13 protein-coding genes are annotated in these 15,979 nt (G+C 53.3%); all 13 read right to left on the reverse strand.

Features of this window, described 5'->3' with window-relative positions; all coding sequences use genetic code 11:
- Nucleotides 1-137: 137 nt before the first annotated feature.
- Nucleotides 138-1,466: a tyrosine--tRNA ligase gene (tyrS, locus tag ACWORE_RS03410; RefSeq protein WP_455302631.1), complete on the reverse strand. Its 1,329-nt coding sequence runs from the start codon at nt 1,464-1,466 to the stop codon at nt 138-140.
- 86 nt (nt 1,467-1,552) lie between these two features.
- Nucleotides 1,553-1,729 carry a Trm112 family protein gene (locus tag ACWORE_RS03415; protein ID WP_012731485.1) on the reverse strand — a complete coding sequence of 59 codons (177 nt, stop codon included), beginning with the start codon at nt 1,727-1,729 and terminating at the stop codon, nt 1,553-1,555.
- A 198-nt stretch (nt 1,730-1,927) separates the two neighbouring features.
- Nucleotides 1,928-3,376: an argininosuccinate lyase gene (gene argH / locus ACWORE_RS03420; RefSeq protein ID WP_455302635.1), complete on the reverse strand. Its 1,449-nt coding sequence runs from the start codon at nt 3,374-3,376 to the stop codon at nt 1,928-1,930.
- A gap of 104 nt (nt 3,377-3,480) precedes the next feature.
- On the reverse strand, nt 3,481-4,677 hold the full coding sequence (locus ACWORE_RS03425; protein ID WP_406605945.1) for an argininosuccinate synthase: 1,197 nt from the start codon (nt 4,675-4,677) through the stop codon (nt 3,481-3,483).
- Between the two features lie 106 nt (nt 4,678-4,783).
- Nucleotides 4,784-5,278 (reverse strand): arginine repressor, encoded by a 495-nt coding sequence (locus ACWORE_RS03430; RefSeq protein ID WP_296138031.1) that lies wholly within the window; start codon nt 5,276-5,278, stop codon nt 4,784-4,786.
- Between the two features lie 49 nt (nt 5,279-5,327).
- Nucleotides 5,328-6,281 (reverse strand): ornithine carbamoyltransferase, encoded by a 954-nt coding sequence (gene argF / locus ACWORE_RS03435; RefSeq protein ID WP_455302636.1) that lies wholly within the window; start codon nt 6,279-6,281, stop codon nt 5,328-5,330.
- Nucleotides 6,282-6,414: 133 nt separating this feature from the next.
- On the reverse strand, nt 6,415-7,677 hold the full coding sequence (locus tag ACWORE_RS03440; protein ID WP_455302637.1) for an acetylornithine transaminase: 1,263 nt from the start codon (nt 7,675-7,677) through the stop codon (nt 6,415-6,417).
- Between the two features lie 77 nt (nt 7,678-7,754).
- Nucleotides 7,755-8,786: an acetylglutamate kinase gene (gene argB, locus ACWORE_RS03445; protein WP_455303106.1), complete on the reverse strand. Its 1,032-nt coding sequence runs from the start codon at nt 8,784-8,786 to the stop codon at nt 7,755-7,757.
- A 121-nt stretch (nt 8,787-8,907) separates the two neighbouring features.
- On the reverse strand, nt 8,908-10,089 hold the full coding sequence (argJ, locus tag ACWORE_RS03450) for a bifunctional glutamate N-acetyltransferase/amino-acid acetyltransferase ArgJ (protein ID WP_455302639.1): 1,182 nt from the start codon (nt 10,087-10,089) through the stop codon (nt 8,908-8,910).
- Nucleotides 10,090-10,195: 106 nt separating this feature from the next.
- Nucleotides 10,196-11,269, reverse strand: a complete 1,074-nt coding sequence (argC, locus tag ACWORE_RS03455) for an N-acetyl-gamma-glutamyl-phosphate reductase (protein WP_455302641.1) — start codon at nt 11,267-11,269, stop codon at nt 10,196-10,198.
- Nucleotides 11,270-11,310: 41 nt separating this feature from the next.
- On the reverse strand, nt 11,311-13,857 hold the full coding sequence (pheT, locus tag ACWORE_RS03460; RefSeq protein ID WP_455302643.1) for a phenylalanine--tRNA ligase subunit beta: 2,547 nt from the start codon (nt 13,855-13,857) through the stop codon (nt 11,311-11,313).
- Nucleotides 13,858-13,911: 54 nt separating this feature from the next.
- On the reverse strand, nt 13,912-14,949 hold the full coding sequence (gene pheS, locus ACWORE_RS03465; RefSeq protein ID WP_296138045.1) for a phenylalanine--tRNA ligase subunit alpha: 1,038 nt from the start codon (nt 14,947-14,949) through the stop codon (nt 13,912-13,914).
- Between the two features lie 50 nt (nt 14,950-14,999).
- Nucleotides 15,000-15,974 carry a TrmH family RNA methyltransferase gene (locus ACWORE_RS03470; RefSeq protein WP_406605936.1) on the reverse strand — a complete coding sequence of 325 codons (975 nt, stop codon included), beginning with the start codon at nt 15,972-15,974 and terminating at the stop codon, nt 15,000-15,002.
- Nucleotides 15,975-15,979 lie beyond the last annotated feature (5 nt).

Raw genomic sequence — 15,979 nt, forward strand, 5'->3', positions numbered from 1 at the left:
GAACACTACACACCCCACCCACACACCACAAACCCCCAGCACACACCCACAAAACACACCCAACTACAACTTCAAACCTTTCCATAAATTTTCAACGGCATTTTCAGGTCCAACACCCGGAACTACAAATCATTGGGTTACTCGAACCTGGCTCCCGCGAACGACTTCTTTCCTCGTCGCAAAACAAGCCACTGCCCGTGAAGGAGATCATCTGCACGTGGAATCCAATCTGCGTCTGAAACGCGCTCATTATTCACATATGCGCCACCCTCTTTAACGGTGCGACGAGCAGCGCCCTTTGAAGGTGCAAGTCGCGACTCGACGAGCAGGTCAACAACCGTCGGTTCTGTCCCCTTGGGAAACTCCGCAATCTCCGTCTCCGACAGTGCCCCCTTCAACGTCAGGTTGTCCAAGTCACGGAGTTCTCCACGACCGAAAAGTGCCTGTGATGCAAGCTCCACAGACTTTGTCGCTTCCTCTCCGTGTACGAGTGTCGTCATTTCTTGAGCTAAGCGTTTCTGCGCTGCACGCTTGTGCGGACGCTCCCGCGTTTCGATTTCTAAGTCTTTGAGTTCTTCGCGGTCGAGGAAGGTAAACCACCGCAAGTAACGGATAACATCGGCGTCTGTCGAGTTAAGAAAGTATTGGTACCACGAATATGGGCTAGTCATTTCTGGATCGAGCCACAACTTCCCACCACCCGTAGACTTTCCGAATTTTTTACCTTCAGAATCGGTTACGAGTGGAACCGTTATTCCATGAACGACCTCATTATCGATACGCCGGTTGAGATCGACGCCTCCGACAATGTTTCCCCATTGATCTGATCCACCGATTTGAACCCGGCAATCGTAGCGTCGTCGTAGTTCAACGAAGTCATTTGCTTGTAAAAGCATGTAAGAGAACTCTGTGTAAGAGATGCCGTCGCCCTCTAGCCGACGTTTCACGGTATCTCTTGACAACATGGTGTTAAGCGAAAAGTTCTTACCTAAATCTCGCAGGTATTCGATGGCAGACATTTGTGATGTCCACGTGTAGTTATTTTCGAGGATCGCACCATTGTTCCCCGAGAAATCAGGGTCTCCTTCGAATGAGACGAAGCGCCGGAGCTGTGATGAAATATTTTTAGCCCACTCAGAGACCGTATCTGCGGCAAGCATGGCCCGTTCCCCTACTTCACGGGGATCACCAATCATCCCGGTCGCACCACCAGCTAAGACGATCGGGCGGTGCCCGGCCTGCTGGAACCGCTTGAGCATCAGCAACGGAACTAAATGACCGGCATGAAGCGACGGACCGGTGGGATCAAAGCCCGTATATAGCGTCAGCATCCCCTCACGAGCCGCTTGTTTAAGCAGATCAAGATCAGTCGATTGATTAATAAGACCTCGCCACTGTAGGTCGTCAATGACAGCTGCTCGAGCGTCAGATCCTTCTGACACGCCGCTATCCGCTCCGTTGTTCATTTAGTACATGCTCCTCTACTACACACTCGACTGAGAATCATTAATCAGTTTGGCGACGGATTTCCCGCTATAACGCTCAATTTTCTTTATTTGCCTTGGTAAGCGAGGGCCTCGTCCTCCAAAAGGACGGGAATCCCGTCGTCAATGGGATATGCAATATGCAAACGCGGATTAACCAAAAGCTGCTCGTCCTCGTGATACTCCAGTGGCCCCTTGTCTTGTGGGCACACCAGGAGTGACAGTAGCTCTTCATTTAGGCTCATAAACGCCTAGCCTACCTTGCTGCTCATACCCGACGCTCACAGCATCTTCTGTCATTGAGCGCTACCCCACGGCGCCACGATGTGCTGGGAATGATGCACCGGCAGTAAATAGCATCAGCATCCGGACGCCGGCGTAGCCACGTCGTTGTAAAGATGTCGATAAACCGCGTGGTCAACGCTGACGGGCCACCACGGAGATTAATCTCCACCGGGAATGGGCGAATGAGCCGCCCACTCGGAATCCTGAGACGCAACTTTCCTCAACCGCTCAAGTTGCTCCATCACGCGTGGTCTCGCGGTACCTCCCTTAGTGTCGCGGGATGCGACCGACCCTTCCACGGTGAGCACTTCCCTCACCTCTGGCGTTAACGACGGATGAGCCGAGCGCAATTCCTCGTCAGTCAAGTCTTTAAGGCTGATTTCGCGAGTCTCGGCCATACGGACACATGAGCCCGATGCTTCGTGAGCTTCCCTGAACGGAACACCACGACGCACAAGCCATTCCGCGAGATCTGTCGCCAGCGTAAATCCGCGAGGCGCCAATTCACGCATCCGATCGGTATGGAAGGTTAACGTCTTGACCAAACCGGTCATAGCGGGCAAGAGCAAAAGAAGTTGATTAACTGAGTCAACTATCGGCTCTTTATCTTCTTGTAAATCGCGGTCATATGCCAATGGGAGTGCCTTACACGTCGCCATAAGACCCGCAAGATTACCGATCAGGCGTCCTGTTTTACCGCGAGTCAATTCAGCGACATCAGGGTTTTTCTTTTGGGGCATGATCGACGATCCCGTCGACCACGCATCATCAAGGGTGACATAACCGTATTCCGGGGTGCACCAAGAAATAATCTCTTCAGCAAGACGCGACATATCGACACCAATTTGCGCCAGCACATAGGCAGTTTCTGTCGCAAAATCTCGGGAGCTCGTTCCATCAATCGAATTCTCCGAGGAGGAATCAAACCCTAGCTCTTCCGCAATAGCTTCTGGGTCCAAATGGAGAGTGGAACCAGCAAGTGCACCTGAACCATATGGGCTGACAGACAAACGCTTATCCAAATCCTTAAGCCGGTCGACATCTCTCACCAGCGGATGCGCATGAGCCAAAAGCTGATGAGCAACGAGGATGGGCTGAGCAGCCTGGGAGTGAGTTTTACCAGGCATAATGTCGTGGGAGTGCGCCTCGGCTTGGTCAGCGAGGGCAATAACTAATCCAATGACCTCGGCTGCGACATTTCGAACGGCGTCGCGCACCCACATACGGAAAAGTGCGGCGACTTGGTCATTGCGTGAGCGCCCTGCGCGGAGGCGCCCGCCGACCTCGGAACCCACGCGCTCGATAAGACCACGTTCCATGGCGCCATGGACATCTTCATCGGTGGGATCCGGCTTAAAGGCGCCCGACGCAACGTCTTCACCGAGTTGGGTCAAGCCGTTAATCATCGCTTCGAAGTCGTCGTCGCTAAGAAGGCCTCGACTGTGCAAAACCCTGGCGTGAGCTTTCGACGCTAAAACGTCGTACGGTGCCAGAACCCAATCGAAATGGGTGGATACAGACAGGGCAAACATTGCATCGCTCGGGCCGCCAGAGAACCGGCCTCCCCATAAAGAGCCCTGATTCGTTTTATGCGCCGAAATTCCCATTGTTTCTCCTTAGATGCCCACTACCTCAGACCCACTATCTCAGGCACAGTAAGCTTTGCTTCCCGAAAAGACACTATGCCAAATACGCGAAGAAAATATCGTGACTATTGTTCACGATCTCGTTTGCAAGCAATCTTCGAAGACAAACCATGCAGCTCCACGAAGCCACGCGACAGCGTCTGGTCAAAAGTATCCCCAGTGTCGTACGTCGCTAAATTGAAATCATATAGCGACTTAACCGACCGGCGGCCGTTCACCGTGATCCGGCCTTCGTGAAGAACAAGACGGATATCGCCCGTGACGTTTTCCTGTGTCGAGTCAATAAAGGCATCAAGCGAACGCTTTAACGGCGCGAACCACAGTCCGTCATAGACCTCTTCAGACCACCGGGCATCAATACCCCGCTTATACCGCGCGAGCTCCCTCTCAACCGTGATGTCTTCCAGCGCTTCATGAGCCCGAATGAGCACCATTGCACCCGGAGCCTCGTACACTTCACGGGACTTAATTCCGACGAGGCGGTCTTCGACCATGTCGAGCCGACCAACCCCCTGAGCGCCACCACGGCGATTCATCTCTTCGATCGCTTCAAGTACCGAAACAGGCCGACCGTCGATAGCGACGGGCTTACCGCCTTCGAAGGAAATAACGACCTCGTCGGGAGCATTTCCCAGTGACGGTTCTTCTGTGTATGCGTACAGATCCTTCGTCGGCGGGTTCCACAAATCCTCGAGGAATCCTGTTTCGACTGCCCGGCCCCACACGTTTTGGTCAATGGAGAAAGGCGAACTTGCCGATTGCTCGATGGGCAAATCAATCTCTTCAGCAAAGGCAATTGCCTTATCCCGGGTCCACGCATAATCACGTGCAGGCGCAATAATCTTCAGGTCAGGCGCGGTGTCGGCAAAACCTACTTCAAACCGGACCTGATCATTTCCTTTGCCCGTGCAACCGTGGGCAACGTGGGTGCCACCATGTTCCTTAGCGGCTTCCACCAAGTGCTTCACGATCAACGGCCGAGAAAGCGCAGATACCAGCGGGTATTGCTTCATATACAGACCGTTTGCCTTAATGGCCGGCAAACAATACTGCTCAGCAAATTCATCTTTTGCATCGACGACGATTGCCTCAACCGCACCGCAGGCGAGAGCACGCTGACGCACCGATTCCATGTCCTCGCCGCCTTGGCCCAGATCAATGGACACTGCGACAACCTCGCCATCCGTCATCTTCGACAAATACGGGATAGCTACCGATGTATCCAGGCCACCGGAATAGGCGAGAACAACACGATTAGTCACAAGATTCTCCTTGAAAATTGAGTAAACGAAAAGTAGATAACTCGAGGTCAGCGGCCGATAGCCACAAACATCTGTGAGTATTATTCAAATATGCGGATAAGTTTAGTCATCGAGACGAGTGTGACGAAACTCCGGCGAAATACCGAGCAAGTTGCTCACCGTTCATCGGTTCACGGGACAGCACGAAAATAGTGTCGTCACCAGCGACTGTGCCGACGACCTGCGTCAAAGGAGCGCGGTCAATAACGCTAGCGAGATATTGGGCGCCGCCCGGAGGAGTGCGAAGCACCGCGAAGTTTCCAGAGAAGTCCGTCGAGACCAAAAGCTCTGCCAAGGTTCGACGTAGCTTATCCATTCGTCCGTCCGAATCGGGCTCCGCGTCGGGGCCGTCGACGGTATAAAAACTTGCCCCGTCGGAGGAACGGACCTTCCGCGCCCCCATCTCATCGAGATCCCGTGACAACGTCGCCTGAGTGACTTCCACCCCGTCCCGTGCCAACAACTCGATGATCTGCGATTGATTCGAGACATGATGAGATTGCAGGATCTCCAAAACTCGAGCCTGGCGGGCAGTGCGCGTCGATGGCGCATGTTTCGACATTAATCAACCTCTCTCAAACCGACGAGAACCACGAAGTCTCCCACGACAATCACGAATAAGGATTATGCTCTACAACCCACGACAAGAGTGCTTTTTGCGCGTGAAGACGGTTTTCTGCTTCATCAAAAACGCGTGATTGAGGGCCATCGATGACTGACGACGTCACCTCGCTACCCCGGTAGGCCGGGAGGCAATGGAGGAAAATCGCCGTCTCTTTCGCCCGATCCATCACCTCGTCATTGACCTGGTAGGGCAAAAGCGGTGTTCGACGATCAAGGCCATCATTTTCAAAACCCATTGAAACCCACGTATCGGTAATGACAACATCTGCTCCGGCTACTGCGTCAACATCGTCAGTCACCACGACGGATGCCCCTGTGTCTGCGGCAAGACCTTGAGCTCGCTTCACGATAGCGGCGTGTGGTTGAAAACCATTAGGGGAACAAATCGTTATATTGATACCTGCCATGGCAAATCCAAGCAGATACGAATTTGCCATGTTGTTATTCCCATCCCCCAGATACACTGCCTTTAAACCACGTAATTCACTCACTTTCCTGTGAGGAGTGCAATGCTCAACAATGGTGAGAAGATCCGCTAAAATTTGGCACGGATGATAATCATCACAGAGCGCATTGACCACGGGGACAGTCGCTGTTGACGCTATGCGTTCGAGATTACTGTGTTCATATGTTCGCCATACGATCGCTGTAACGAAACGAGAGAACACTGCCCCCGTATCCTCAAACGTTTCCTTCTTACCGATTTGGGAACTACCAGAGTTAACCACAATGGCATTGCCACCCAACTGTGCGATTCCCGCATCAAAGGAAAACCTCGTGCGTGTCGAGGTCTTATCAAACAGGACTGCGACGGACTGTGGCCCTTCTAATGGACGAAATCCGAAGGGATCCTTTTTCATTTCAAGAGCGCGCGCTAAGACCTCAGCTTGCTCTGATGATGATAAATCATCATCTTTTAGAAAATGCCGAATCTTCTCCATTACTCACACCTCATAATTAAGTCTATATATAAATAACGAAACGTAACTATATATCAACCGATTTTGATGGGTCTACTATCACCTGAGCCTTTTATCCTCCCCCAGGGACACCGTTTTAAGTTGCAGTGACGCATCATTGACCTCGCTCTACACTCTCTAACGACTCTTTCAGTCTGCTCACGCCTTCGTCACATTCTTCATCAGTAAGCACCAGAGGTGGAGTAATACGCAATACCGACTCCGCGGGGGCGTTGAGGATTACTCCACGGTCACGCGCGTCTGACACGACTTCTTTAGCGACGGGCGAATCTAAAACAACCCCGAGCATGAGACCCCGCCCCCGCACCTGAACAACGTGAGGCAGCGATGACAATGCTGTACGTAAGCGGCTACCAATACTCTTGACGTGATCCACAAGGCCGTCGTCACAGTATTGTTGGACCACCAAACCAGCAGATGCCGCGACGGGGTTGCCAGCAAAGGTCGAACCATGAGCCCCTGGGGTAAAGAATGAAGACGCTTTCCCCGTCGCCACACACGCACCTATGGGAAGTCCGGCCGATAATCCTTTAGCCGTGGTCACCACGTCGGGAATAATTCCCGCATCCTGAAATGCAAAATAGTCTCCGGTACGGCCGTTACCCGTCTGCACTTCGTCACAAATCATGAGAGCGCCGACACGGTCCGCGATCCGACGGATATCTCTCAAAAAATCCCTCGACGCGGGAATCACGCCGGTCTCGCCCTGAATTGGTTCGACGATAATCGCGGCGACCTCATCCGGCTGGATCTCAACGAGTTTTTCTAGATAGGACGTGTCGTTGTAATGGAAAAACTCGACTCCCCCAGGGAGCGGGCCGAAAATATCGCGTTTGGCTGGCTGGCCCGTCATAGCCAACGACCCCATTGTCCGACCATGAAACCCATTCAGCGCAGCCAATATACGACGCTTACCCGTGAGCCTAGCTAGCTTAAAAGCCATCTCGTTAGCCTCTGTTCCCGAATTACAAAACGCTACCCGAGTGGTTGACATAGTGCGATCACCGTCTGCATCGTGATCCTTTTCATCACGACGGCCTTCCCACAGCCGTTCCTTCAACTTTTCGGCTAAAAGCAATGATGGCTTATTGGAAAAAAGGTTTGATGTGTGGGTAAGGCTACTCGTTTGAGTGGCGACGGCTTTCGCTACTTTTTCATTCCCATACCCCAGTGAATTAACCGCGATACCCGCAAGAAAATCGACATACTTTTTCCCCTGGTAATCCCTCACTCGTGCCCCACGACCGCTGATCAATTGCAATGGTGGTTCGCCATAATTGTTCATCATCGTCGACGACCAACGGTCTTTCCAGGACTTTTCTGGATTGGGACTATGGACTTCTACGGGATTATTCATGTCACAACTTTCGATACATCAGATTTGTGGAGCGCACCGGAGGCATTACGAAGTAGAGCTTTGGAACTGAATTGGGATCACCGAGCGGAATCGGGGTGGGTTGACTTCTGCGGGCCATCCCCTCTGTAGGGACGACGATCCGCGCCATAAACTATTCCTTCTTCATCCATCCCGTAAGAATGGCGAAAAATGAGGTGATCAGCACGGACGACAGGATCCTCACCATCGGGGATAATCATCGTGCCGATACCGCCCGAGGTCAATAACTCTAAAAGCACGCTATGAGCAATGCGGCCATCGATAATGCTTGCCGCTTTGACGCCGTGATCAACTGCCTCGACTGCAGACTCAATCTTCGGAATCATGCCGGATTCCAACCGGGGAAACACTGAACGAGCTCCAGAGATCGTGATCTTTGAAACGAGAGATTCCTTATCTGGCCACTCGGTATAGAGTCCTTCGACATTCGTTAAGACCAGTAGTCTCTCAGCTCCTAGGGCTTGCGCCAGTGCGGCAGCTGCAGAATCCGCATTGATGTTGTACACATGACCGTCGTTACCCGGCGCAATGGTCGACACGACTGGAATTCGTCCGGCCTGGATTAAATCCACAATCGTCGATGGCTCGACATCAACAATATCGCCGACTAATCCGATGTCTTCCTGAACTCCATCTACGACGGCATAGCGTTGCCGAGCAGTAAATAAGCTTGCATCCTCACCAGACGTACCTACCGCATAAGGGCCAAATTGGTTGATAAGGTTAACGAGTTCTCGGCCCACTTTCCCGAATAAAACCATGCGGGCAACTTCCATCACCTCAGGAGTAGTGACCCGATATCCACCTTTAAACTCACCTTCGAGCCCTAGGCGCGAAAGCATCTCGTTAATCTGCGGTCCCCCACCATGGACAACAACTGGTTTAACCCCGACAGTCCGAAGAAAAACCATGTCCTCCGCAAAAGCGCACTTTAAATCATCGTCAATCATGGCATTGCCGCCATATTTAATAACGACGACGGTGTCCCGATAGTGAGTGAGCCACGGAAGAGCCTCAGCTAAAGTATGCGCACGCATTTCTGGAGTTAACGCGGCCGTTAATGACCCCACCATAATAATTATTCCTCACTCGCATGCATTAATTTCATCACCACTAATTCCATAATTACGAGGCGCACCGTAAATAAATCAATATAAAGATTGGCCCTGAATTTTCGACGTCATGACGCGCCTACGTTGTGTACGCTGAATTGATTTCAACGTATGAGAAAGAAAGATCGGTGGTACGGACGGTGGCCTCTCCTTGGCTCCCTGTGCCTAAATCGACGACCACGGAGATATCCGGACCTGAGATATCGACGTCCCGACTTCCCTCGACAGCTGCAGAATTCCTACACACCACATGATCATTAAATGACACCGAGATACCATGCGGATCCATCTCCACGTCGGCTATTCCTACGGCAGCCAGCACACGGCCCCAGTTGGGATCAGAACCAAACATGGCGCACTTCGTTAAATTGTCGCGCCCGATGGTTCGGGCCGCGACCAGCGCCTCAGAGTCGTTAGCAGCACCGATGACCTTTATCGAGACTCGCTTAGTCACACCCTCAGCATCGCTTTGCATCTGTGAGGCAAGGTCATTGCAGACCTGACGAAGCGCGTGCGCAAACTCTTCCGGGCTAGGTGAAACACCACTGGCGCCCGACGATAAAAGTAAGGCCGTGTCATTCGTCGAGGTCGATCCATCGATATCTAAGCGATCAAACGTTGTTGAGGCGGCTCCACGCAATGTATCGCGGGCCGTGTCTGCGTCCACGACCGCGTCGGTAGTGATGCAGCAGAGCATCGTAGCCAAGGAAGGGGAAATCATTCCCACTCCTTTAACCATTGCTCCGATCCGCCAGCCGTCTCCCACATAGCCTGCCTGTTTGGGGACAGTATCGGTCGTCATGATCGCTTCTGCCGCAGCCGTACCAGCGGAGTCCGACGAAGCATTTGCCGAATCTATGCCACGGCTTAATGCGTCAATCCCCGCGTTGACACACTCCATGGGAAGATGATCACCGATGATCCCAGTCGAGCACACAGCCACATCGTGAGCATCACAGTGCAGAAGTGAGGACACAGCGGACGCCATATCACGCGCGTCCTGAACCCCCTGCTCACCTGTACACGCATTCGCGTTACCGGCATTAAAAACTACGGCGCGTAGATGGCCGTCGCTAATGTTGGCACTCGTCACCTCGACAGGTGCAGCCCGAATTTTATTTCGAGTGAATACCCCTGCTGCTACATCATGCGGCCCATCATTAACGACGAGACACATGTCGGGCTTGCCTGATGCCTTAATACCTGCCGTAGTCGATGCAGCCCGAAACCCCATCGGCGCGGTGATACCCAGTGGTGACACAACTATTCCTTAAAAATAAATAACCCGGTGCTGAACATGTACAAGCGCTAAATAAGTACTCGACAATGTGGAGTACGAAAACCTTACGAAACCTAGTGCCCTGGAATCATGGTGCAACCCCATTAATGCTCAGTCCGGAATCTTCCAGCCACCCTTGTGCAAGATTCATGCATTGAATAGCAGCTCCGGCAGTTCCCTTAACCAAATTGTCGATAGCTGAGGTCACGACTACCCGTCGGGCTGCCACATCGTATTCGGCCTGGATATGGACCGCGTTCGATCCCAACACGGATTGAGTTGCCGGTTGCTGATCGCCGTCTAAAACAATGACAAATTTTTCATCACTATAGAACGATCGATATGCCGCTTTGACTGCGTCCTGTGCTGCGCTGGGATCTTTTTCAGTCAGAGCTACCAATTCTTCCGATGCTGGAGCGGATGCAGTCGTCAATATTCCTCGCTGCATCGGCGCAAGAACAGGCGTGAAAGACACCTGAACAGGCTCGTCACACGCTTCTTGTAAGTTTTGAATAATTTCTGGGGTGTGGCGGTGTTTCCCACCCGTTTTATACGCCCGCGACGAACCCATCGTTTCTGACCCCAACATGCCCACTGAGGGTTTCTTACCAGCACCCGACACACCCGTGACAGAAACAATGGAAATTTCTGGGGTGATGAGCTTCGACGTCAACGCTGGAAATAGAGCCAGCGTCGCGCCGGTCGGAAAACATCCGGGGACGGCGATGCGCCGAGTACTGGCGATTCTCTTCCTATGCCCGGGCATCTCAGGAATTCCATACGGCCATGAGCCCGCGTAAGAAGAGTCATAAAACGCTTCCCATTGCTCTTTATCTGCGAGACGGTAATCAGCCCCACAGTCAATGATTAGCGTTTCATCCGGTAAAGATTGTGCGATCTTCGCTGAATGACCGTGTGGCAGCGCCAGGAACACGATATCGTGCTCAGCCAGGTGGGAAGGCTCGGTCTTTTCAATGGTGCGTCCGTGCAATTCCACCAAGTGGGGCATGAAGGCTTCAACACTTTGACCTGCGTGAGAAGCGCCTGTCAATGCCCCAATGGTCATGGCGCCGGCCCGATACTGAGGATGGGAGAGAAGGAGCCTGAGGATTTCGCTACCCGCGTATCCCGTCGCTCCGGCTACTGCCACTGAAACTGTCATATGACAGACAGTACTTATATATGCACTCGTGTGCAAATTATTCAGCCACGGAGGGTAGCCCCTAATTCCTCATTGGCATGAGCCACTGCCGCTTGCCGGGCCTCGTTACACTCCTCTTCGGTCAGAGTCCGATCCGACGCCCTAAACTTCAGCGCAAAGGTCATTGAAACCTTGTTCTCGCCCAATGCCTCGGAACGGTAAATGTCGAATAGTTCGATCGATTCCAGCAGTTCCCCTGCACCCGTCATCAAGGATCGACGCAGCTTCTCTGCAGGCACCGAGTTATCGACGACGACCGCGACATCCTGAAGCACTGCCGGGAATGGAGAGAGCTGAGGAGAGACTGCCTCACGGACGAACGGGATAGCATCCAGGTCAAGTTCCGAGGCAACAGTCCTCGGCGGAATCCCCAACCGTTCGCACACCTGAGGATGAAGCTCCCCTGCGAACCCAATTGCACTTTCGGGCTCGTAATTAGGAGATCCCTGCAAGAAAACTCCAGCACAACGGCCCGGATGCCAGGGTAGATGCTCCACATTCACAAACTCGAAGTTGATACCCACGGCACGCCCGACCACGCGTACGGACTCAATTGCATCCATCGTGTCCACCGGACGGCCTGCACCCCATGGGCCATTGCTCGTCCACAATCCTGACGAGACAGTGCCTACATGCAATGGCTGACTCGGTAACGAATGGATAAGTGCGTGAACCTCAGACTCGCTAGGTCGGGCCGACACATCCAACATGGGTGATGGACCATTGCCCTCATCAAAGGAAACCTGCTCGACACCATACAGAGAAACATCGGCTTGACCACGGTCGATATTGCGTTTCAATGACTCCAGCAACGACGGAAGCAGCGTTGTTCCCAGTGAACTGTGCCCCGATTCCAGCGGGTTAAGAACCTTAACGACATTCCGGCGTGGATCGTTCTTCTCCAGACCCCAGACATCAAAGGTGTCATCTGCGATAAAGGGGCTGGGCAGAGTCTCAGTGTATCCACTCCATGCCAAGGCATGTCCTACTGCACGGCGCCGCCGTTGCCGAAGGGTGAGCCCACGACCCGCCGGCGACTGAGGAACGACAGATGGAATGTCCTCAATGCCTTCCAGGCGCAAAACTTCTTCGACCAGGTCGGCCTTCATCGTGAGGTCAGGACGCCAGGTCGGCGGAGTAACGGAGAGCAGCGGAGCTTCGTCCTCGACTTCCTCGGATTGAATCACAGCACATCCGATTTCCTTCAGGCGCTTCTCCGCAGTCCCCCTCGGATAATCGACGCCCGCCATCTGTGACGGATAGTCGTCGTCCATCTGGATCGTCGGCATAGTGGGAACGTCGCCAATGAGGGTCCGTCCGGACGCGATTTCCCCACCGGCAATCCCAGCGATGAGCGCCGCCGCGGTATCAAGAGCAACTTCTACCAATGCGGGATCGACACCACGTTCGAAGCGTCGGGAAGCCTCAGACGAGAGTTTGTGACGCCGCGATGTCCGCGCAATCGTCATGGCATCAAAGCTCGCAGCTTCGAGGTAGACGGACGTCGTCGAATCACCGATTTCCGACGTAGAACCGCCCATCACACCAGCCATTGACTGAATTCCGGTCTCGTCCGCGATGACGAGGTCCTCAGGATCCAAATTCCTTTCGGCCCCGTCCAACGTGGTCAGCGTTTCGCCTTGCTGCGCATCCCGTACAGTCAAGCCACCTTTGATCTTGTCAGCGTCGAATGCGTGCATGGGCTGGCCATACAGAAACATGACGTAGTTGGTGACGTCGGTCGGCAAATTCACTGGCCTTTGGCCGCACAGCATCAGTTGGCGTTCCATCCAAAATGGAGTCGCCGCCGACGGGTCAATTCCACGAACCTCACGGATTCCAAAACGCTTGACGTCAGTTGTATTACGAACATCGACCGGAATAGCGTCCCCGGACACATCGGGCACCTGGACACGTAGTTCCGCGGCTGCAGGTTCGTCAGCGGGATCGACGTACGTGAGGTTAAAACTGGAGGCAATTTCTCGTGCTAGACCACGGGCCGACAGGGCATAGCCACGGTCCGGGGTGATGTTGACATCAAAAATAGTGTCGGAGAGCCTGAGGAAAGGACGGGGATCGTCGCCGGGCTGCCCTGCCTTTGCAGGCAGAGTAATAATGCCTTTGTTCTGAGTCCGGGAAAGCCCCAGCTCCATCGCAGAGCACAGCATTCCCTCAGACATTTTGCCGTACGTTTTGCGGGCACTAATCGAAAAATCGCCAGGAAGAACTGTGCCAGGCAAGGCCACTACAACGATGTCTCCCTCGGCGAAGTTTCGCGCCCCACAAATAATGTGTTGGAGCTCGCCCGAACCATTCGCTTTGCCAACGTTGACATCACAGTAGCGAATAGGTTTCTTAAAAACCTCAAGCTCCTCAATTTTTTCCACCCGGCCTAAGACAAGTGGACCCGTCGTCTCGGGGATCGTCTCGTATCCCTCAGTTTCAAACCCAACACGAACATAGGCAGAATCTAGCTCTTCTGGCGTGACTGACCAGCCGGGATTTGCATAGTCCAGGATTTCAGTAATCCAACGTTGGGGCATGAACATGGAAGACTCCTTAAAGAAGAAAGATGAATAGCAGACGAAATAGTGATGCGGAGGCTATGCCCGAATCCCGAATGGCCTAGTGAACCTGATATCTCCTTCAACCATGTCACGCATGTCCGGAAGATTATTTCTAAACTGCAATGTCCGCTCTAGCCCCATGCCGAATGCAAAACCTGAATATTCGTCCGAATCTATACCGGCAGCTCGCAGGACGTTGGGGTTCACCATTCCGCAACCGCCCCACTCAATCCAACCTGCCCCACCTTTTTTCTCAGGGAACCAGACGTCGACTTCCGCAGAAGGCTCAGTGAAAGGGAAATAATTGGTCCGGAAACGCGTCTTAGTGTTCTCCCCAAACAAGACCCTCGCTAAATGGTCCAACGTTCCGTGGAGATGCGCCATCGTGAGGCCCTTATCCACCGCTAGGCCTTCAACCTGGTGGAAGACCGGTGTGTGAGTCGCGTCCAATTCATCCGTGCGGAATGTCCGCCCAGGGCACGCGATATAAATGGGCAAATCACGGGACAACATGGTCCGCATCTGCACCGGGCTAGTGTGAGTACGAAGTACCTGGCCCGAGCCTTCCGGAGCAATGTGGAATGTATCCTGCAGCGTCCGCGCAGGATGATCAGGCACAAAATTCAATGCATCGAAATTGAAATACTCAGCCTCAACCTCGGGGCCGTCGGCAATTTCCCACCCCATGCCGACGAAAATATCCTGAATGTGCTCAGAAATTTGAGTGATCGGATGCATCGCTCCGACGGGCCGACGCGTTGACGGGATCGTGACATCCAGGCGCTCGGAACGAAGTACTGCCTGGTTACGTTCTTCCTCAAGCACAGCCTTGCGTTCTGCAAAACGCTTTTCGACGCGCCCACGAGCCTTGTTCACTGCCCGACCGGCGTCTTTTCGTTCTGATTTCGGCAGGGAACCTAGCGATCGTCGTGCTAGCGGGATGAGCGCGGAATCCCCGAGATGCTCCTTACGTGCTTGTGCTAGATCGTCCAGCGTCGTCGCTTGATCAAATGCACTAATCGCAGCATCAGCGGCGGCATTTAGTGATGCTTCGGAAACATCAATTTCTGACACGGAGGTGGAACCTTTCACGAGTAACTAGTGACGTACGTCGATAATCTGATTCAGAGTCTATCAATACCTTGGGACGAACTAAGAGCGCGTGAAGCCTCATAGAGGGTAATCGCGGCAGCACCAGCGACGTTAAACGACTCAGCGCTTCCTCTGATCGGAATGCGGACCCTGATGTCGGCAAAGTCGGCGACATCTGTTGACAGCCCGTGGGCTTCGTTGCCAAAAAGCCACGCGCTGGGCCGAACCATCATCGGAGGGTTAGACGATGCCCCCGTATCTTCTGTTCCCCCCACGCCTTCTGTTCTCTGCGCACGCCGAATGCGCCATTGAGCAGCGTCGTCGGCAGCGTCGTCCAGGGAGGTTTCACCGTCGATAGTCGTCCCTACTATCTGAAATCCAGCTGAGGATAAATCGGCGAGGGAGTTTGTTATGTCGCGCTCACGTCCGATCGGTATGCGAAATACCGACCCTGCCGCCGATCTCACCGTCTTGCCATTATGAATGTCAACCGAATTTCCCAGGAACACAACGCAGTCCGCACCAACGGCATCAGCCGTTCGGATAAACGTCCCAGCGTTACCCGGATCAGACATATCAATTCCGACGGCGACGAGGCCACGCCCAGATCGCGCGCGGTTGATACATGATTCCACTGATGTGGAGAGTAATTGGCACGTGGCGAATACTCCGCTATGGCTTACTGTCTCAGACAAGGCTGAGGCAGCTTTATCATCGATTACGCTCACCGGAATACGTTTTTCGCGCGCCAACTCTCGTAACGTGGAAAACTTGTCCCAGGCACTATCGGCCACAAACACTTCTTTGGCGACCCCCGCCGATAAAGCCCCCTCTACCCCATTGAGGCCCTCGACAAGAAACTCCTTTTCTTTACGTCGGCCAGCCGATTTAAGTAGCTTCCGGGCTGCGATAATCCTCGGAGTTCGTACCGTAAAAACCTGATCTGGTCGATCATCGGTTAGACAATGATGGGGATAATCGGTAGAGGTTTCGGAAATGTTATCCACGTGAT

This window comes from Corynebacterium sp. c7Ub_26 (assembly GCF_053760365.1).